Source organism: Methylobacterium sp. J-090, assembly GCF_022829345.1.
Taxonomy (GTDB): domain Bacteria; phylum Pseudomonadota; class Alphaproteobacteria; order Rhizobiales; family Beijerinckiaceae; genus Methylobacterium.
On record NZ_JAKSXV010000015.1, the window covers coordinates 35194 to 54109 of the forward strand.

General features: G+C 69.6%; 15 protein-coding genes and 1 riboswitch. Of the genes, 11 read left to right on the forward strand and 4 right to left on the reverse strand.

Annotated features, from left to right (window positions below; all coding sequences use genetic code 11):
* Positions 1 to 74 precede the first annotated feature (74 nt).
* The 3 genes from ilvC (at position 75) to MKK49_RS01470 (ending at position 4022) form a co-directional block, all read left to right on the forward strand.
* On the forward strand, positions 75 to 1142 hold the full coding sequence (gene ilvC, locus MKK49_RS01460) for a ketol-acid reductoisomerase (protein ID WP_279595258.1): 1068 nt from the start codon (positions 75 to 77) through the stop codon (positions 1140 to 1142).
* 316 nt (positions 1143 to 1458) lie between these two features.
* A complete protein-coding gene (locus MKK49_RS01465) occupies positions 1459 to 2112 on the forward strand; it encodes a pyridoxamine 5'-phosphate oxidase family protein (protein ID WP_244026264.1) in 654 nt (217 codons plus the stop codon).
* Between the two features lie 221 nt (positions 2113 to 2333).
* A complete protein-coding gene (locus MKK49_RS01470) occupies positions 2334 to 4022 on the forward strand; it encodes a thiamine pyrophosphate-binding protein (protein WP_244026265.1) in 1689 nt (562 codons plus the stop codon).
* A 51-nt stretch (positions 4023 to 4073) separates the two neighbouring features.
* On the opposite strand, the gene tam is transcribed toward MKK49_RS01470, so the two are convergent.
* From tam to nth, 3 genes are all read right to left on the reverse strand, one after another.
* Complete coding sequence (tam, locus tag MKK49_RS01475) at positions 4074 to 4856, reverse strand: trans-aconitate 2-methyltransferase (protein WP_244026267.1); 783 nt, start codon at positions 4854 to 4856, stop codon at positions 4074 to 4076.
* Positions 4857 to 4997: 141 nt separating this feature from the next.
* Positions 4998 to 6068, reverse strand: coding sequence for a tryptophan--tRNA ligase (gene trpS, locus MKK49_RS01480; protein ID WP_244026269.1), 1071 nt, complete (start codon positions 6066 to 6068; stop codon positions 4998 to 5000).
* A 101-nt stretch (positions 6069 to 6169) separates the two neighbouring features.
* On the reverse strand, positions 6170 to 6943 hold the full coding sequence (nth, locus tag MKK49_RS01485; RefSeq protein ID WP_244026270.1) for an endonuclease III domain-containing protein: 774 nt from the start codon (positions 6941 to 6943) through the stop codon (positions 6170 to 6172).
* 208 nt (positions 6944 to 7151) lie between these two features.
* Positions 7152 to 7259, forward strand: a riboswitch (glycine riboswitch).
* Positions 7260 to 7308: 49 nt separating this feature from the next.
* On the opposite strand from nth, the gene gcvT reads away from it, so the two are divergent.
* From gcvT to MKK49_RS01515, 6 genes are all read left to right on the forward strand, one after another.
* Positions 7309 to 8442, forward strand: coding sequence for a glycine cleavage system aminomethyltransferase GcvT (gene gcvT, locus MKK49_RS01490; RefSeq protein WP_244026271.1), 1134 nt, complete (start codon positions 7309 to 7311; stop codon positions 8440 to 8442).
* Positions 8443 to 8501: 59 nt separating this feature from the next.
* The gene (gene gcvH, locus MKK49_RS01495) at positions 8502 to 8864 is read left to right on the forward strand and encodes a glycine cleavage system protein GcvH (protein ID WP_244026272.1); all 363 of its coding nucleotides are present in this window, start codon (positions 8502 to 8504) and stop codon (positions 8862 to 8864) included.
* A gap of 205 nt (positions 8865 to 9069) precedes the next feature.
* Entirely contained in the window at positions 9070 to 11916 is a 2847-nt protein-coding gene (gene gcvP, locus MKK49_RS01500; RefSeq protein ID WP_244026273.1) for an aminomethyl-transferring glycine dehydrogenase, read from the forward strand.
* A gap of 294 nt (positions 11917 to 12210) precedes the next feature.
* Complete coding sequence (locus MKK49_RS01505; RefSeq protein ID WP_244026274.1) at positions 12211 to 12753, forward strand: glyoxalase superfamily protein; 543 nt, start codon at positions 12211 to 12213, stop codon at positions 12751 to 12753.
* A 97-nt stretch (positions 12754 to 12850) separates the two neighbouring features.
* A complete protein-coding gene (locus MKK49_RS01510) occupies positions 12851 to 13381 on the forward strand; it encodes a methylated-DNA--[protein]-cysteine S-methyltransferase (RefSeq protein ID WP_244026275.1) in 531 nt (176 codons plus the stop codon).
* 238 nt (positions 13382 to 13619) lie between these two features.
* A complete protein-coding gene (locus tag MKK49_RS01515; protein ID WP_244026286.1) occupies positions 13620 to 15266 on the forward strand; it encodes a cyclic peptide export ABC transporter in 1647 nt (548 codons plus the stop codon).
* Here the strand turns inward: MKK49_RS01515 and MKK49_RS01520 are convergent.
* On the reverse strand, positions 15248 to 15964 hold the full coding sequence (locus tag MKK49_RS01520) for a GyrI-like domain-containing protein (RefSeq protein WP_244026276.1): 717 nt from the start codon (positions 15962 to 15964) through the stop codon (positions 15248 to 15250). The two genes, MKK49_RS01515 and MKK49_RS01520, sit on opposite strands and share 19 nt — an antisense overlap.
* A gap of 227 nt (positions 15965 to 16191) precedes the next feature.
* Between MKK49_RS01520 and dapF the strand changes: the two genes are divergently transcribed.
* Together dapF and mtaB are read left to right on the forward strand one after the other, a co-directional pair.
* Positions 16192 to 17079, forward strand: coding sequence for a diaminopimelate epimerase (gene dapF / locus MKK49_RS01525; protein WP_244026278.1), 888 nt, complete (start codon positions 16192 to 16194; stop codon positions 17077 to 17079).
* Positions 17080 to 18366: a tRNA (N(6)-L-threonylcarbamoyladenosine(37)-C(2))-methylthiotransferase MtaB gene (gene mtaB, locus MKK49_RS01530; protein WP_244026280.1), complete on the forward strand. Its 1287-nt coding sequence runs from the start codon at positions 17080 to 17082 to the stop codon at positions 18364 to 18366.
* Positions 18367 to 18916: the final 550 nt, after the last annotated feature.

Genomic DNA, 18916 nt, shown 5'->3' on the forward strand with positions numbered 1-18916 from the left:
CGATTCCCCTTTCGTCAAGGGACACGTCTCGTTAAAAGCCGCCGGATCGCACGGCCGCGCGGATGCTGTTTCAGATGAGGGCGCCGGGGCGCACTCATGTTCAAAAAAGAGAAGGTACCGCCATGCGGGTCTATTACGATCGTGACGCCGACCTCAACCTGATCAAGGGCAAGAAGGTCGTCATCGTCGGCTACGGCAGCCAGGGCCACGCCCACGCGCTGAACCTGCGCGATTCCGGCGTGAAGGGCATCGTCATCGCGCTCCGCGAGGGCTCGGCCACCGCCAAGAAGGCCGAGCACGAGGGCTTCACGGTGATGAACGTCGCCGACGCCGCCAAACAGGCCGACGTCGTCATGATGCTCACCCCCGACGAGCTGCAGGGCGACATCTACAAGGAGTCGCTCGAGGGCAACATGAAGCAGGGCGCCGCCCTCCTGTTCGCCCACGGCCTCAACGTGCACTTCAACCTCATCGAGCCGCGCAAGGACCTCGACGTGCTCATGGTCGCCCCCAAGGGCCCCGGCCACACCGTGCGCGGCGAGTACCTCAAGGGCGGCGGCGTGCCGACCCTCATCGCCATCGCACAGGACGCGTCCGGCAACGCCCACGATCTCGGCCTGTCCTACGCCTCGGCCAATGGCGGCGGCCGCGCCGGCATCATCGAGACCACCTTCAAGGAAGAGTGCGAGACCGATCTGTTCGGCGAGCAGGCCGTGCTGTGCGGCGGCCTCGTCGAGCTCATCAAGGCCGGCTTCGAGACCCTGGTCGAGGGCGGCTACGCCCCCGAGATGGCCTATTTCGAGTGCCTCCACGAGGTGAAGCTCATCGTCGACCTCATCTACGAGGGCGGCATCGCCAACATGAACTACTCCATCTCGAACACGGCCGAGTACGGCGAGTACGTCACCGGTCCGCGCATCGTGACCAGTGAGACCAAGGCCGAGATGAAGCGCGTGCTGGACGATATCCAGTCGGGCAAGTTCACCCGCGACTGGATGCTCGAGAACAAGGTCGGCCAGACCTCGTTCAAGGCCACCCGAGCCAAGCTCGCCCGCCACCCCATCGAGGAGGTCGGCGCCAAGCTGCGCGGCATGATGCCGTGGATCTCCGAGAAGGCCCTCGTCGACAAGTCGAAGAATTAAGTGTCATTTTGCGGCCGGGCTTCGCTCGGCCGCGCGGCGTGGATGAAGCCGGCCTCGTGCGAGCGGGGCCGGCTTTTTCGTGGCGCGAACCCTCCCCCTCTGCGGACCAGGCGGGCGCGGGGCGGCACCGCCCCCTCTTCGGACACCGCTTTGCTCCCCCCTGCGGAACTCCGTCCCGACCAGACCCGCTTTGCGGGCCACCTTCTCCCGCAGAGGGGAGAAGGACGCGCCCCGCTGTTGTGATCTTCATGAATTCCGGCGATCATTCCCGCCAACGGCTGCCCGTCCGAGAGCGGCCGAAACGAGGAGGACATCTATGGCATCGCTCTACTACGACGCGCACCGCGCGCTTCAGGAAGAGTACAAGACCGTCAAGCTCGCCGAGCGCCTCGACACCGGCTGGGTCCATGACGAAGTCGGTCCCGACGAAGCGGCCTTCATCGGAAGCCGGGACATGTTCTTCCTGTCCACCGTCGATCCCGACGGTATGCCCACGGTGTCCTACAAGGGCGGCAGCCCCGGCTTCGTGAAGGTGCTCGATTCCCACACGATCGTGTTCCCGGGCTTCGACGGCAACGGCATGTGGTACTCGATGGGCAATATCGAGGGTCAGGCCAAGGTCGGGCTGCTGTTCATCGATTTCGAGACCCCGCATCGGGTTCGCGTTCAGGGCCGTGCCCGGATGCTGCGCGACGATCCCCTCATGGCCGAATACACGGAAGCCAAGTACCTCGTGCGGGTCGAGGTGACGAAGGCCTGGGTCAATTGTCCACGCTACATCCACAAGTACCAGAAGGTCGCGCAGAACCGCTACGTGCCGACGCCCGACAAGGAGACCCCGCTTGCCTTGTGGAAGCGCCTCGACATGGTCGGCGACGTGATCTCGGACGAGGACAAGGCCCGGGTCGAGAAGGAGGGCCAGCTCGCCCTGCCGGAGTACGAGGCCAGGGTGGCGCGCGGCGAGAGCTGAGCGCATCCTGATATCGCCTCCGCTCGATCGGAGCGGGGCGGTATGGCAAGCCCGCGCGGCGTCCGAGCGGTCCCCACATCCGCCCTCCCGAAGGGATCGACCGGATTTGGGATGAGGCATTGTCGCGGAACCGTCACCCGTGGCGATGCCCCAGCCCTTGTCGTAACGCGCCCATGGTCTAGCTTCGCCCCGATTCCGCCGGGTGTCGGGGAGACGCGCGCATGCCGATCGAGACCGTGGACGCCGCCGGGAGCCGGAGGGGCGCCGACCTGTTGCTGGATGTGCTGCGCTCGGAAGGCGTGCGCTACATCTTCGGCAATCCCGGCACCACCGAATTGCCGCTGATCGATGCGCTCACCGAAGTCCAGGACATCGGCTACATCCTCGCCCTGCAGGAGGCGACCGCGGTGGCGATGGCCGACGGCTACGCGCAAGGCGCGCGCAGGGCCGCCTTCCTGAACCTGCACACGGCCGGCGGCCTCGGCCACGGCATGGGCGCCCTCTGGAACTCGCAGGTCAGCGGCACGCCGCTGGTGGTCACCGCCGGGCAGCAGGACCTGCGCCACGCGCTCTCCGATCCGCTGTTGATGGGCGACCTCGTCGCCATCGCCGACCCGGTGGTGAAGTGGGCCCGTGAAGTCACGAGCCCGGACCAGATCCCGGTGCTCCTGCGCCGCGCCTTCCACGATTGCGGGGCCGCCCCGTCCGGCCCGGTCTTCCTCTCCCTGCCGATGGACGTGATGGAGGCGATGACCAAGGTGCCGGCGGGCGAGACCTCGACCATCGACCAGCGGGCGGTGGCGGGCTCCCTCGACCGGCTGGCGAGCGAACTCGCCGCCATCGCGCCTGGCCGCCTCGCACTGATCGCCGGAGACGAGATCGACGCCTCGGACGCCTCCGCCCAGATGGTGGCTCTGGCCGATCTGCTGGCGGCGCCGGTCTACGGCTCGTCCTGGCCGGCCCATATCCCGTTCCCCACCGCCCACCCGCTCTGGGCCGGCAACCTGCCGACCCGGGCCGATGCCATCGCCGACATCCTCGGGCGCTACGACGCGGTCTTCGCACTCGGCGGCAAGTCGCTGATCACGGTGCTCTACTCGGAGGTTTCGGCGGTGCCGTCCGGGACACGGGTGTTCCAGCTCTCCGCGGACGTGCGCGACCTCGGCCGCACCTACGCCACGAGCCTGTCGACGGTGGGCGACATCCAGGCCTCCCTGAACGCGCTGCTGCCGCTGCTGGCCCCGCGTGTGGCCGATCGCGCCGATGCCTTCACGGGCCTGCGCGCGGCGGCGGCGGCGGCACGGGTCGAACGACGGGGCAAGCTCGCCGCCGCGGCCGACGCCGCGTTCGAGGACCCGGTGATCGCCCCCCTGGTCGCCGCCCGCGAGGTAGCCCGGGCGGTGGGCGCCGAGATCGCGATCATCGACGAGGCGCCCGCGACGCTCACTCACCTGCGCACCTTCCTCGACAGTCCGTCCGCCCACCAATACGCAGCGATGCGCGGCGGCGTGCTCGGCTGGGGCATGCCGGCCGCGGTCGGCTTCTCGCTCGGCATCGACCGGGCGCCCGTGGTCTGCGTCGTGGGCGACGGGGCGGCGATGTACTCGCCCCAGGCCCTGTGGACCGCCGCGCACGAGAAGCTGCCGGTCACCTTCGTGGTGATCAACAACGCCGAGTACAACATCCTCAAGACCTTCATGAAGAGCCAGTCGCACTATGCCTCGGTGCGAGCGAACCGCTTCATCGCCATGGACCTCACCGACCCGCGCGTCGACTTCCCGGCGCTGGCCGCCTCCATGGGGGTGCCGGCGCGGCGGGTGACGCGGGCCGCCGACATCGCCCCGGCGATCGAGGCCGGGATTCGCTCGGGCAGCGCCAACCTCGTGGAGGTGGTGGTCCGGGCGACCTGACCGGTGCCGCCCTGCCCATCGCCGGGGGCACCGGCATGGGCGAGCGAAGCCTCAAGACGCCTTGCGCGCGACGATGAACACGCGCGGGAAGGCGAGCAGGCGCCGTCCGTCGCGGCGGGGCGGATACCCGACCTCGATCGCAGCCTCGTAGGCGGCGAGGAACCCCGCCGCCTCGTCCGGTCCCAGCGGCTCCAGGAAGGGCCGCAGCCCGGTGGCGCTGACCCATTCGACGATGGCGACCGCATCCGCCATCCGGTGGTGATAGGCCGTGCGCCAGACATCCACCTCGGCGGCGAGCGGCGCGAGCAGGTCGTAGTAGCCGGCCGGGTCCAGCATGCGCCCGACCCGGCCGGCCACGGCCGGATCGCCGATGGCTCCGGCCCACGAGCCGGCCCTTGCGGTCTCGCGCATCAGGCGGTGCGAGGGTTCGGCGAGGTTGTCGGGCATCTGCACCGCGAGGACGCCGCCCGGCGCCAGGAGGCCGAACAGACGGGGCAGCAGCACCGGATGGTCGGGCAGCCATTGCAGCACGGCGTTGGCGTAGATCAGGTCCGGCGCCCGCTCGGGGAGCCAGGTCGCGGCATCGGCCTGGGCGAAGGCGAGGCCGGGCAGGCGGCTCCGGGCGCGCTCCAGCATCGCCGGGGAGGTGTCGAGGCCGATCACCGCCGCGTCGGGGAAGCGTGCCGCGATCAGCGCGGTGGAATTGCCGGGCCCGCAGCCGAGATCGTAGGCGAGGCGCGGCGCGTCGAGGGGGACGCGGGCGAGGAGCTCGGCCGCCGGGCGGGTGCGCTCGTCCTCGAAGCGGCTGTAGAGGGCGGGGTTCCAATCGGCCATCGCGTCCTCCGCTCCAGCCCGTTGTCATACGAATCCGCTTGATCGCCGCGCGATGCGGATTTCGACCTCGCTCACGCGCCGCGCGGGCTTCTCACGCGAAGCCGAAGCCCTCTCCCGCGGTGCGGGAGAGGGCCCGTATCCTCACCGGACGGCGTGCAGGCGCGGCCCGCGCCGGACGAAGCCGACGATGTCTTTCACCGCATCCAGCGTCGGGGCCGCGATGGCCTCGGCGCGCTCGGAGCCATCGGCCAGAACCGCGTCGATCTCGGCCGGGTCGGCGACGAGGCGCTTCATCTCGGACCCCAGGGGCGCCAGGGTCTCGACGGCGAGTTCCACCAGCGCGCCCTTGAACGCGGAGAACTGCGCGCCGCCATAGTCGCGCAGCACATCCTCGCGCGACACGTCCTTCAGGGCGGCGAAGATGCCCACGAGGTTGTCGGCCTCCGGGCGCCCGGCCAGACCCGCCACCTCGGAGGGGAGGGCATCCGGGTCGGTCTTGGCTTTCCGCACCTTGGCCGCGATGGCATCGGCATCGTCCGTGAGGTTGATGCGCGAATTGTCCGACGCGTCCGACTTCGACATCTTCTTGGTGCCGTCGCGGAGCGACATGACCCGCGCGGCCGGCCCGCCGATGAGCGGCTCGGTGACGGGGAAGAAGCCGTCGCCCGCATCATGCCCATGGGCGGAGATCGACGCCGAGAAGTCGTTGTTGAACTTCTGGGCGATGTCGCGGGTGAGTTCGAGGTGCTGCTTCTGGTCCTCGCCCACGGGCACGTGGGTGGCGCGATAGGCGAGGATGTCGGCGGCCATGAGCACGGGATAGGCGTAGAGCCCGATGCTCGCGTTCTCGCGGTCCTTGCCGGCCTTGTCCTTGAACTGGGTCATGCGGTTGAGCCAGCCCAGCCGCGCGACGCAGTTGAAGATCCACGCGAGCTCGGCGTGCTGCGGCACCTGGGACTGGTTGAAGACGATGCTGCGCTTCGGGTCGATCCCGGCGGCCAGGAACGCGGCCGTCACCTCGCGGATCTGGCCCTTGAGGGCCGCCGGGTCCTGCCACAGGGTGATCGCGTGCATGTCGACGACGCAGTAGAGGCATTGCGCGTCGCGCGCCTGCATCTCCACGAAGCGCTTGATGGCGCCGAGATAGTTGCCGAGATGCAGGTTCCCCGTGGGCTGGACGCCCGAGAACACAAGCTCCTTGAACGCGGTCATCGCGCGTGGTCCTTCATTGCCCGCCTTGCCGAGAGCCGGTCTTGCCGAAAGCCGGTCTTCGCGGCGCAAGGCGCGGTTTCTGGACGCCGCATCGGGGACGGTCAAGCGGCCGAGCTTTTGTCCCGCCGCGCTTGGCCCGTCGGGCACAGGTCGAGGAGGACGCAGGCGCCACAGGCCGGGCTGCGATGGTGGCACACGGCCTGCCCGTGCAGCATCAGGATCTCGTGGTTGTCGTAGAGGTCCTGGGCGCTCCAGTCGGCCGGCAGCTGCGCCCGCAGGATCGGGTGCGAGGGGCCGACATCCACCTTCGGCCCGATCAGGCCCGTGCGCTGGGCGACGCGGTGATGGTGGCTGTCGACGGGCAGGGCGGCCATCCGCAGGACGCTGAACGACAGCACGGCCGCACTCGTCTTCGGCCCGATGCCGGGGATCGTCTCGAGCCAGGCCCGGGCCGCGTCGACGTCCATATCCTTCAGGAAGTCGAGGGACAGGGCACCGTGCCGCTCGGCCACGGCGCGCAGGATGGCCTGGATGCGGGGGGCCTTGAGTTCCGGCCACGTCACCCCGGCGATGGTCGCCTCGATCTCGGACACGGGGGCGGCCAGCATCGCGGCCCAATCCGGATAGCGCGCCCGCAGGGCCTTGAAGGCCCGGCCCGAATCGGCGTTGCGGGTCCGGTGCGACAGCAGCGACGAGACGAGTTCGCTCAACGGGTCGAGGCTGTGGAAATACGGGATCGGGCATTCGTAGACCGGGCACAGGCGCCGGTGGATCTCCAGGGCCTTGTCGCCCAGCCCCGGATCGGCCGGGACGGACGCGGAGCGGCGTCGCGAGGGGCGCGGGCCGGCGAGATCGTGTCCGGATGCAATGGTCATGGAACGGGAATCGCCGGGGATTCCCGCCGGTTCCCGGCCGTGACGAAAGCTCCGTGTTTGTCAGGCCCCGGCTTGCGCGGCTCGCGGCCCCATGTAACCTTGGTCCCGTCAGCAATGGCGATACGGGAGAGCCCAGGTCGATTCTTATCGATCATGGCGCCGACGGAGCAACCACCCCCGGAAACTCTCAGGCACAATCACCGTATCGTTTCGACAATCTGGAGAGAGGCGCCTGACGGCGTCCACCGAAGGAGAAATCCCGTAGCGCCTCGGCGTACGGGAGAAGCTCTCAGGTAACCGCGACAGATGGGGGCAACCGGACACTCGCTCGAGGGTCCGGGGCCGTTCTGTCGTGGGATGATCCGATGCCGTTTGACGCCCTTCGCACACCGCTTCACGCCCTGCACCTGCGCCTCGGCGCCCGGATGGTGCCGTTCGCGGGCTATGCCATGCCGGTGCAGTACCCGGCGGGGCTCCTCAGGGAACATCTGCACACGCGCAGCCATGCGGGGCTGTTCGACGTGTCGCATATGGGCCAGATCCAGCTCAGCCCCCGGTCGGGCAGCCTCACGGACGTCGCCCGCGCCCTGGAGACCCTGCTGCCCATCGACGTGCTCGGGCTGCAGCCGGGCCGCCAGCGCTACGGTCTCCTCCTCAATGAGGCCGGCGGCATCCGCGACGACCTGATGGTCGCCCAGTGCGGCGACAGCCTCCTCCTCGTGGTCAACGCCGCCAACAAGGCCGCCGACGAGGCCTATCTGCGCGCGCATCTCACGGGCATCTGCGAGATCGCGGTGCTGCCCCGCGCCCTCCTCGCCCTCCAGGGGCCGGGCGCGGAAGCCGCCCTGGGCCGCCTCGCCCCGGAGATCGCCGCCATGCGGTTCATGGATGTGCGGGCTGTCAGCTTGGCCGGCGCCTCCGCCCTCGTCACCCGCTCCGGCTACACCGGCGAGGACGGATTCGAGATCTCCGTGCCCGAGGAATGCGCCGAAGCCCTGGCCGAAGCCCTGCTCGCCGACGCGACGGTCCAGCCCATCGGTCTCGGCGCCCGCGATTCCCTGCGCCTCGAAGCCGGCCTGTGCCTGCACGGGTCGGATATCGATCCCGGCACCGACCCCGTCGAGGCCGGGCTCGCCTGGGCGATTCCGGCCGTGCGCCGCTGGGGCGGAGCGCGGGAAGGCGGATTTCCGGGTGCCGCCCGCATCCTCGATGCCATCGCCACGGGTCCGGCCCGCAAGCGCGTCGGCCTGCGCACCGAGGGCGCCGCGCCCGTCCGCGCGGGGGCCCCCCTGTTCGCCGAGGCGGCGGCTGGCGAGGCCATCGGCCACGTCACCTCGGGCGGGTTCGGGCCGAGCCTGCAGGCCCCCGTCGCCATGGGCTACCTGCCCGTGGGGCTGAGCTCACCCGGCACCCGCGTGTTCGCCGAGGTGCGCGGCCGGCGCCTGCCCGTGGTGGTGAACGGCCTGCCCTTCGTGGCGGCCGGCTTCAAGCGCACCTGAGCCGACGCACGCGCCGTCCTGCCCCTGATCTTCCCCAACCTGTCCCACAGGAGTGACCCATGCTGCGATTCACCGACGAGCACGAATGGCTGGCCCGCGAGGGCGACGTCGCCACGGTGGGCATCACCACCCATGCGGCCGAGCAGCTCGGCGACCTCGTCTTCATCGAACTGCCGAAGGTCGGCGCCCGCCTCATGAAGGGCGAGGCGGCGGCCGTGGTGGAATCGGTGAAGGCCGCCTCCGACGTCTACGCGCCGGTGTCGGGCGAGGTCACGGAGGTCAACGACGCGGCCGTGGCCGACCCCTCCAGCATCGGCAGCGACCCCCAGGGCGCCGGCTGGCTCTATCGCATCCGCCTCGACGACCCGTCGGCCCTCGACGACTTGATGGACGAGGCCGCCTACGCGGCCTTCCCGAAGTAGCGCGGGAGAAGAACCCTCCCCCCCTCCGCGGGGTAGGGTGGACCGCGAATGCGGGCCGGGAGAGGGGAGCACCGCCCTTTCCGGAAAGGTCCGCGCTGCCCCTCTTGCGGGACTTCGTCCCGGCCCGCCTGCTCCGCAGGCACCCTCTCCCGCAGAGGGGAGAGGGTCGAGGGCGTGAACGCCACTCACACCTTGAGGTCCAGCCATGAACAGCGACCGCTACGACCCCTACGATTTCGCCAACCGCCGCCATATCGGCCCGACGACGCACGAGATCGAGGCGATGCTCGCCGTCGTCGGCGCCAAGAGCCTCCACGGCCTCGTGGACGAGACCCTGCCGGCCAGCATCCGCCAGGCCGAGCGCCTCGATTTCGGGGCGTCGCTCACGGAGCGCCGGGTGCTGGAGCACATGCGCGGCATCGCCGACAAGAACCGGCTCCTCGTCTCCCTCATCGGCCAGGGCTACCACGGCACGACGATGCCGCCGGCGATCCAGCGCAACATCTTCGAGAACCCGGCCTGGTACACGGCCTACTCGCCCTACCAGCCCGAGATCAGCCAGGGGCGCCTCGAGGCGCTCCTGAACTTCCAGACCTTGGTCTGCGACCTCACCGGCCTCGACATCGCCAACGCCTCGCTCCTGGACGAGGCCACGGCGGCGGCCGAGGCCATGGGCATGGCCGCCCGCATCGCCACCAACGGCAAGACCGCGTTCTTCGTCGATGCCGAGTGCCTGCCCCAGACCATCGCGGTGCTGAGGACCCGCGCCGCGCCGCTCGGCTGGACCATCGTGGTCGGCGATCCGGCGACCGACCTCGACCCGTCGGCGGTGTTCGGGGCGATCTTCCAGTATCCGGGCGTCTGCGGCGCCATCCACGACTTTTCGCAGATCATCACGCGCCTGCGCGCGGCCGGCGCCGTGGCGGTGATGGCCGCCGACCCCCTGGCGCTCACCCTGCTCAAGCCCCCCGGCGAGATGGGCGCCGATATCGCCGTCGGCTCGATGCAGCGCTACGGCGTGCCCATGGGCTATGGCGGACCGCACGCCGCCTACCTCGCCACCCGCGACGCCCACAAGCGCACCCTGCCGGGGCGCCTCGTCGGCGTCTCGGTGGATGCCCGCGGCAACCGCGCCTATCGGCTGGCCCTCCAGACCCGCGAGCAGCATATCCGCCGCGAGAAGGCGACCTCGAACATCTGCACCGCCCAGGTGCTGCTCGCGGTCATCGCCGGCATGTACGCCGTGTTCCATGGCCCCCGCGGCCTCAAGGCCATCGCCGCCCGCGTCCATCGCGACGCCGTGCGGGTGGCGCAGGGCCTGGAGAGCCTCGGCTTCACGGTGGAATCCGAGACGTTCTTCGACACGGTCACCATCCGGGTCGGCGCGTTCCAGGGCCTGATCCTGACGAATGCCGTCGCCAACGGGATCAACCTGCGCAAGGTCGGCACCGACCGCGTCGGCATCACCGTGGACGAGCGCACCCGGCCCGACATCGTCCAGGCGGTGTGGCGCGCCTTCGGCGGCGAGCACCTCGCCTACGACGAGGCCTGGCCCGCCCCGCGCCTGCCGGAAGGGTCGATCCGCACCTCCGACTACCTCACCCACCCGATCTTCCACATGAACCGGGCCGAGAGCGAGATGACGCGCTACATGCGCCGCCTCGCCGACCGCGATCTGGCGCTCGACCGGGCCATGATCCCGCTCGGCTCCTGCACGATGAAGCTCAACGCCACCGCCGAGATGCTGCCGATCTCCTGGCCGGAGTTTTCCGAGATCCACCCCTTCGTGCCCGCCGATCAGGCGGCCGGCTATCACGAGCTCCTGGCCGACTTCTCGCAAAAGCTCTGCGCGATCACCGGCTACGACGCGATCTCGATGCAGCCGAATTCCGGGGCGCAGGGGGAGTATGCGGGGTTGCTGGCCATCCGCGCCTACCACCTGTCGCGCGGCGACGGGCACCGGACCGTGTGCCTCATCCCGTCCTCGGCCCACGGCACCAACCCGGCCTCGGCCCAGATGTGCGGCATGAGCGTCGTGGTGGTGGGCGCCGACGCCAAGGGCAACATCGACGTGGAGGATTTCCGGAAGAAGGCCGAGCTGCACTCCGAAACCCTCGCGGCCTGCATGATCACCTATCCGTCGACCCACGGGGTGTTCGAGGCGCGGGTGCGCGAACTCTGCGCCATCGTGCATTTCCACGGGGGGCAGGTGTATCTCGACGGGGCCAACCTCAACGCCATGGTGGGCCTCGCCCGGCCCGGCGACATCGGCGCCGATGTCAGCCACCTCAACCTGCACAAGACCTTCTGCATTCCCCACGGCGGCGGCGGCCCCGGCATGGGGCCCATCGGCGTGAAGGCGCATCTCGTCCCGTTCCTGCCCGGCCATCCCGAGACCGGCGGGGAGGGGGCGGTCTCGGCCGCCCCCTACGGCTCGGCCTCGATCCTGCCGATCTCGTGGAGCTACTGCCTGCTCATGGGCGGGCGTGGCCTGACGCAGGCGACCCGCATCGCCATCCTCAACGCCAACTACATCGCCGCCCGGCTGAAAGACGCCTATCCGGTGCTCTATTCCGGCGCCCACGGCCGGGTGGCGCACGAGTGCATCGTCGACCTGCGCCCGTTCCAGAAGAACGCCGGCATCACCGTCGAGGACGTCGCCAAGCGCCTGATCGATTGCGGTTTCCACCCGCCGACCATGAGCTGGCCCGTGGCCGGCACCCTGATGATCGAACCGACGGAATCCGAGACCAAGGGCGAGATCGACCGGTTCTGCGACGCCATGCTGGCGATTCGCGAAGAAATCCGCGCCATCGAGGAGGGGCGGATGGACCGGGCCGACAACCCCCTGAAGCACGCGCCCCATACGGTGGCGGACCTCATCGGCCCGTGGGAACGGCCCTATTCCCGCGAGGCGGCGTGCTTCCCCTCGGGCAGCCTGCGAATGGACAAGTACTGGCCGCCGATCAACCGGGTCGACAACGCCTACGGCGACCGCAACCTCGTCTGCGCGTGCCCGCCCCTGGAGGCCTACGGCGAGGCGGCGGAGTAGGGCCGCCCCAGGCGCTCTCGTCCCGTTCGGGGTGGGAGCGCTTGGCATACGAAGGGGCGAGATTGGATCCTGCGGGTCCGTTGGTGGACCGACATGCAGTCCATGCGGAGCGCGATTGCCACCGCCGATGGGCGGCCTTATCGTCCGCTTCAGGCCGACGCTGCCTGCCGCTCGCCCCCGCAAGGGGATGGTGAAAGCGTCGTTCCACGTCTTCCCGCATTGCACTCCTTCCCGAGGGCGAATGCGTCAGCAACGCGAGCCCTGACGACGATTTGCCCAGGTCGAAGGAAGGCTATGCGTTCTCATCACCCTGAGCCGAAAATCATGGCCAAAGCCCTGCGCGTAGCGCTGCAGGAGCGCCAGGTCGCCATCACCCATGCGGCGGCGCTCGAAATCGTCGCAGCCCAGCACGGCTTTGCAAACTGGAATGTCTTCGCCGCCGAAGGCCGTGCGCCCGTCGAGGAAGGCATCCGCTTCAGCCAGACCTGCCCGATCATGCGGATCTTCGATGAAGACGTCGCCAGAGCGTTCTATCTCGACTTCCTCGGTTTTCACCTGGATTGGGAGCATCGCTACGGCGAAAACTTTCCGCTCTATGCCCAAGTCTCGCGGGCCGGGCTGATCCTGCATCTCAGCGGCCATCATGGAGATGCGACGCCGGGATCGTCGGCGTTCGTGCGGATGCAGGGAGTCGAAGCCTATCAGCGGGAACTGACGGGGAAGGACTACAAGCACAATAAGCCGGGCTTGAAAGACGAGCCCTACGGCCTCGTCATGACCGTGACCGATCCGTTCAACAACCGCATCCACTTTTGCCAGGATAAGCCGCCTGCTTGAACCAGTTGGAGCGGACGTCGTCTACGCTTTCTGCTCCAGCCATAACGGACCGAGGGCGCCGGCACCGCACGCCGGAATCCGTTGCGGAGGAACGGCCATGTCCGAAACGCGCTACACGATTCTCGCCAGCCCCATCGGCCCCCTCGTCCTCGCGGGGACCGATGGGCGGCTGGCCTGCGTCGGCTTTCCCACCGGCAAGGGCGCGGTGACGCCCGGACCGGACTGGCACCGGGACGATGCGGCCTTCGCCGACGCGCGGGCGCAGCTCGGGGCCTATTTCGCCGGCCGGCTCACGTGCTTCGACCTCGCCCTCGATCCGCGCGGCACGCCGTTCCAACTGGCGGTCTGGCAGGCGCTCACTGAAATTCCGCCCGGCGAGACGATCTCCTACGGCGAACTCGCCCGCCGGATCGGCCGCCCGACCGCGAGCCGCGCCGTGGGCGCGGCCAACGGCGCCAACCCGCTGCCCATCGTCGTGCCCTGCCACCGGGTGATCGGTGCCAGCGGGGCGCTCACCGGGTTCGGGGGCGGCCTCGACACCAAACGCTTCCTGCTCGCCCTGGAGCGCGGCCAGGACGTGGCGCCAGGAGAGGACGTGGCGCCAGGAGAGCAGATGACCCTGCTCTAACGGCCGGAGGCCCGATCACGCGAGCATATCGGCTTCCTTTCATTGTATTATCCATGGATAATAGCCTGAGACAAGCCGTCTGTAGTGCACGGCGGACCTGATTTTTCCGCATTTTTCTGCACTTCCCTCGGCAGGTAAGTCTCCCGATCGCCGCCAGGAGACATCCCTCGGCGTGCGGTTGGGGAGCACAGCGATGAAGGAACGGAGCAGACGTCTCGGCCGCCTCAGCGCAGACGCTGTGCGGTTGCTGCGTCCCATCTGGCCGCTGGTCGCCGCATCCTCGGCCGTCGGGGCGGTGAGTGGCCTTGCGACGGCGGCCGTCCTGGCCAAGGTCAACGAGGCGATTCACGCCGCGGGAGAGCTGCCGCCGAGCTTCTTGCTGGCCTTCGTGAGCCTGGTCTTCATCGGCGTGGCGGGCGCCCTTGCTTCCGGCATCGGCAGCACGTTCGCCAGCGGCCGCATCAACGCCGCTCTGAACAAGGATCTGGCCGACCTGATCCTGACCGCTCCCATCGAACGTCTCGAGCAGCTCGGTCGACACCGGGCCATCGCGGCGTTGAACGCGGATGCCGGAACCCTGTCCATGGCCATCAACATGCTGTCGGGGCTGATCATCAACCTCGGCGTCACGGCGGGCTGCTTCGCCTACATGGTCTACCTGTCGCCATCACTCTTCGCGATCGCGGCCCTCGGATTCGCGATCGGCAGCTACGGCGAGAACGTTCTTCGCAAACGAGCCGTCGTCCACTACGGGACGCGCCGCACGCTCGCCGAGATCCTGCAGAAGCATTATCAGACCCTGACCGAAGGGTGCCGGGAACTTCGCATCAACAAGGCGCGCCGGCTGCGCGTGCGGGACGAGTCCCTGGGCCCCTGCATCGAGGACCTGCGCCGCAATCGCCTGAAGACCGACACGCTTTTCGAACTGTCGCATCTCATCAAGAAACTCGCCCTGTTCGTGACGATCGGAGCGATCCTCGCCTACAAGGTGACGGTCGGTGTCGACAACGCCGTCCTGTCCGGCTTCGTCCTGGTGTTGCTCTACGTGGAGATGCCGGTCACCCACATCATCGCCGGCTTGCCGGAATTCGGCAGGGCGCAGATCGCCTACGGCCACATCGCCGCCTTCTCGGCGGAGACCTCCCTGGACGAGCCCGACCTCCTCGAGCCGGCCGCCGCTCCCATGGACACCGGGATCGCGGCCATCACGCTCCGCGGCGTCAGCCACACCTTTCCATCCGCCGACGGTAGGCCGGCCTTCACCCTCGGCCCCATCGACCTCACCATCCGGCGGGGCGAGATCCTGTTCATCGTCGGCGAGAACGGCTCGGGCAAGACCACCCTGATCAAGCTGATCCTCGGCCTCTACCCGCCGCAGGCCGGAACGGTGCTGCTCGACGGCGTGCCGGTCATTCCGGAGACGCGCGACGCCTATCGGCAGCACTTCTCGGCGGTGTTCTTCGACTACACCCTGTTCGACGATCTCGTCCTGCCCGCTGGTACCGGCCCGGAAGCGGGGGACGCCTACCTCGAAAAGCTCGATCTCGCCCACAAGGTCACGATCCGCGACGGAGCGTTCTCGACCACGGACCTGTCGGCGGGACAGCGCAAGCGTCTCGCGCTGATCCAGGCCTACCTGGAGGGGCGCCCGGTCCTCGTCCTCGACGAATGGGCCGCCGAGCAGGATCCGACCTTCCGGCGCCTGTTCTACGCGGACCTGCTGCCGGCCCTGAAGCGCGAGGGCCGGACGCTCGTCGTCGTCAGCCACGACGACCGCTACTTCGGCGCCGCCGACCGGGTGGTCCACTTGGACGACGGCCGGATGACCGAGGCGCCGCGCGGGGCCCCGGTCCCGGCGGAGACCTCCTATTTCGGCAGCGCGTAGATGTTCACGTCGAGCTTCTCGTCGGCCTTGTCGTTCAGGTCGGTGACGTATTCCTCGATGAACCGGTCCTGCACCACCACGTCCTTGGCATCGAGATAGGCGGTGAGCGTCTCGTAGGTCCCGTCGATCTCGTCGTAGGAGCCCCGGTGCGGGAAGCGCAGGGCCTTGCCGCTCGGGGTGGTGCCGAAGCGCAGGCCGTCGGTCTCGGCGGGCTTGGGGTCCGGCATCGCCGCGATGGGGATCATCGCGTCGTACTGGAACCCGTCGTCGTCGGTCTTGGCGAAGACCGCCAGCGGCCGGCCCACGGGCGCGATGCCGGCCTTGGCGAGATCCGCCTCGATGCGCTGGAACGCGGCCTTCAGGCTCGGCACCGCCTCTTCCCATTTGGCCCGGCCGGCGAGGATCGCGGCGGGCTTGGCCGGCAGGGACACGGTATCGACGTCGTTGGCGTCGCCGGGCGTCTCCACCAGGGTTTTTCGCGGTGAGGCCGTGGGGGTCGCGGCCGAGGCGGCGCCGGGCTGTATGGGAGCTGCGCCGGCCTGAGCCGGAACCGGCACGGTGGGCGTGCCCTGACCGGCCGGACCGGGCATCGTGGTGGTGGGCAGGGGCGTGGCCACGGCCGGCGGCACGGCTTCTTGAGCGTGGGCGAGGCCGGCGGCGAGGCATCCGGCGAGCAGCGTCAGGCGAAAGCGAATCACGGTGGCGCTCCGGAGGATCGCGGCCTCCTGGGGAAGCCGGGGCAGAGACGCAACGTAGTGACGAAGCCCGGCGCCTGCGAGGCACATCGCGTGTTCGCGCGCACGAACGTGACCGGGCGCGGCCCTTCTGCAACGCAGCCCCCCGGTGCGCCAACGTGCGCGGCCGGAGGCTTTCGCCTATATGCGGGGCCTTGGGCCCTTCCACCGCGACAGACACCCCGAGAGACATGAGCGCACTCGCCCACCGACGCTTCCTGAAGATGAACGGTGCCGGCAACGCCATCGTGGTGCTGGACCTGCGCGGCTCTGACATCCGAGTCACGGCCGAGGAGGTTCGGGCCATCGCGGCGCATCCGGCTTCCGCCTTCGACCAGCTCATGGTGATCCACGACGCGCGCACCCCCGGCACCGACGCGTCCTTACGCATCTACAACACCGACGGATCGGAAGCCGGCGCCTGCGGCAACGGCACGCGCTGCGTCGCCTACGCCATGCTCGACGATCCCGCCATGGCGCGCCCGGCCGAGAGCGGGCGCCTCACCCTGGAGACCCGGGGCGGCCTCGTCGGCGTCAAGCGCATGGCCGAGCGCTCCTTCACCGTCGACATGGGCCGACCCAAGCTCAACTGGGACGAGATCCCGCTCGCCGAGCCGTTCCAGGACACGCGGCGCATCGAGCTCCAGATCGGCCCCATCGACGCGCCGATCCTGCATTCGCCGGCCGTGGTCAACATGGGCAACCCGCACGCGATCTTCTTCGTCGATCGCGATCCCGAGACCTACGACCTCGCCCGCATCGGCCCGATGCTGGAGAACCACCCGATCTTTCCCGACCGGGCCAACATCTCGCTTGCCCGGGTGACGGGGCCGGACACCATCACCCTGCGGGTGTGGGAGCGGGGCGCCGGCCTGACGCTCGCCTGCGGCACCGCCGCCTGCGCCACCATGGTGGCGGCCGCGCGCCTGCGCATGATCGGCCGGGGCGCCACCGTGCGCCTGCCCGGCGGCGACCTCGTCATCGAGTGGCGCGCCGACGACCACGTGCTCATGACCGGCCCGGTGGCGCTCGAATGGGACGGCACCTTCGATCCCGCCCTCTTCGCGGGCGCCGCCTGAATGGCGGTCGAGACCCTGACCTTCGGCTGCCGGCTCAACACCGTCGAGGCGGAGGTGATGCGCGGCCACGCCGAGCCCCATGCGGAGGGCGACCTCGTCATCGTCAACACCTGCGCGGTGACGGCCGAGGCCGGGCGCCAGGCCCGCAAGGCCATCCGCCGGCTCGCCCGCGACCGGCCGGCGGCGCGCATCGTCGTCACCGGCTGCGGCGCGCAGGTGGAGACCGACCTCTACGCCGCCATGCCGGAGGTCGCCCGCCTCGTCGGCAACGACGCCAAGACGCGTGAAGAGACCTGGGCGCCCAAGACCTGGACACCCGAGACCTGGACACCCGAGACCTGGGCGCCCGCCCTCGTCCCCCCGGACCGCGCGGCGGTGGACGACATCATGGCCGTGCGCACGGCCGCGCCGACCCGGATCGCCGCCGTCTCCGGGCACACCCGCGCCTTCGTGCCGGTGCAGAACGGCTGCGACCACCGCTGCACCTTCTGCGTCATCCCGTTCGGGCGCGGCAACTCGCGCTCCGTGGCCCTGGCCGACGTGGTCGATCAGGTCCGCCGCATCGTCGATCACGGCGGGCGCGAGGTGGTGCTCACGGGCGTCGATCTCACGGCCTACGGCCGGGATTTGTCGGATGTCGCGAGCCTGGGGTGGCTGGTCCAGGCGATCCTCGCGCGTGTGCCCGACCTCCCCCGCCTGCGCCTGTCCTCCATCGATTCCATCGAGGCCGACGACGCCCTGATGGAGGCCATCGCCGGCGCGGCGCGGCTGATGCCGCATCTCCACCTCTCGCTCCAGGCCGGCGACGACCTCGTCCTCAAGCGGATGAAACGCCGCCACGGCCGCGCCGACGCGATCCGGTTCTGCGCCGAAGTGCGCCGCCTGCGGCCGGAGGTGGTGTTCGGCGCCGACCTCATCGCGGGGTTTCCCACGGAAACGGAGGCGCAGTTCGCCCGCTCCCTCGACCTCGTGGCCGAATGCGGCCTGACCCATCTCCACGTGTTCCCGTACTCGCCCCGCCCCGGCACCCCGGCCGCGCGGATGCCCATGGTGCCGGGGGATGTCGTGCGCGCGCGCGCCGCGCGGCTGCGGGCGGCGGGGGCGGCGGCCCTGGAAGCGCATCTCGCGGGCCAAGTCGGCCGCACCCACCGGGTGCTGACCGAGCGCGGCGGGATCGGGCGCACGGAGGGGTTCACGCCGGTGCGGCTGGCGGCGGACACCCCGGCGGGGGAGATGCGCGATGTCACCATCGCCGGCCATGACGGGAAAGTGTTGATCGCCGGGTGAAGAGAACTTTCTTGCGCAGACGATCGGTTCACATATCGGCTCGCCAACGGATTTCGCAGGCCACGACGGGTCTGGGCATGACGCGACCGGGTTCTCTCCTGGGCGACCCGATTCACACCTGAACGCTCGCCGGCTTTTTCGAAAGCCTCACTCAGCCGACGTAGGGCACGACAGGCCCCCTCTCCTGAAAGGAGAGGGCTGGGGTGAGGTGTGGGACATCTCCGAAAAGGTCACACACCTCACCCTGTCCCTCTCCTTCCAGGAGAGGGGACCCGAGCATCCCGCGAGAGGTGTGAAGACGGTAGATCACAGAAGGGATTCCTCCGGCGCCCGCTCTATCCACGTGCCCTCCGCCGCTGCCTAAACACCGAAATTTCTTGACAATATTCCTATTTCGTGGTTCAGTCCGGCCACTCGCCGCCCACACGGGAGGCCCCCCGGCGGACCGGGTCGGGGGGCTCGGGGGGAGGAGACGGTGCCCCGCGTCGATGGCCCGGTTTCGCCATCGCCCCGGGCCGCATCGGCGACGCAAGGTGCCCTGGACGGGGAG

Excerpts from the sequence above, each read along its gene's own strand:
- ilvC (WP_279595258.1), top strand. The coding sequence starts at position 75 with ATGAGGGCGCCGGGGCGCACTCATGTTCAAAAAAGAGAAGGTACCGCC.
- MKK49_RS01465 (WP_244026264.1), top strand. The coding sequence starts at position 1,459 with ATGGCATCGCTCTACTACGACGCGCACCGCGCGCTTCAGGAAGAGTAC.
- MKK49_RS01470 (WP_244026265.1), top strand. The coding sequence starts at position 2,334 with ATGCCGATCGAGACCGTGGACGCCGCCGGGAGCCGGAGGGGCGCCGAC.
- tam (WP_244026267.1), bottom strand. The coding sequence starts at position 4,856 with ATGGCCGATTGGAACCCCGCCCTCTACAGCCGCTTCGAGGACGAGCGC.
- trpS (WP_244026269.1), bottom strand. The coding sequence starts at position 6,068 with ATGACCGCGTTCAAGGAGCTTGTGTTCTCGGGCGTCCAGCCCACGGGG.
- nth (WP_244026270.1), bottom strand. The coding sequence starts at position 6,943 with ATGACCATTGCATCCGGACACGATCTCGCCGGCCCGCGCCCCTCGCGA.
- gcvT (WP_244026271.1), top strand. The coding sequence starts at position 7,309 with ATGCCGTTTGACGCCCTTCGCACACCGCTTCACGCCCTGCACCTGCGC.
- gcvH (WP_244026272.1), top strand. The coding sequence starts at position 8,502 with ATGCTGCGATTCACCGACGAGCACGAATGGCTGGCCCGCGAGGGCGAC.
- gcvP (WP_244026273.1), top strand. The coding sequence starts at position 9,070 with ATGAACAGCGACCGCTACGACCCCTACGATTTCGCCAACCGCCGCCAT.
- MKK49_RS01505 (WP_244026274.1), top strand. The coding sequence starts at position 12,211 with ATGCGTTCTCATCACCCTGAGCCGAAAATCATGGCCAAAGCCCTGCGC.
- MKK49_RS01510 (WP_244026275.1), top strand. The coding sequence starts at position 12,851 with ATGTCCGAAACGCGCTACACGATTCTCGCCAGCCCCATCGGCCCCCTC.
- dapF (WP_244026278.1), top strand. The coding sequence starts at position 16,192 with ATGAGCGCACTCGCCCACCGACGCTTCCTGAAGATGAACGGTGCCGGC.
- mtaB (WP_244026280.1), top strand. The coding sequence starts at position 17,080 with ATGGCGGTCGAGACCCTGACCTTCGGCTGCCGGCTCAACACCGTCGAG.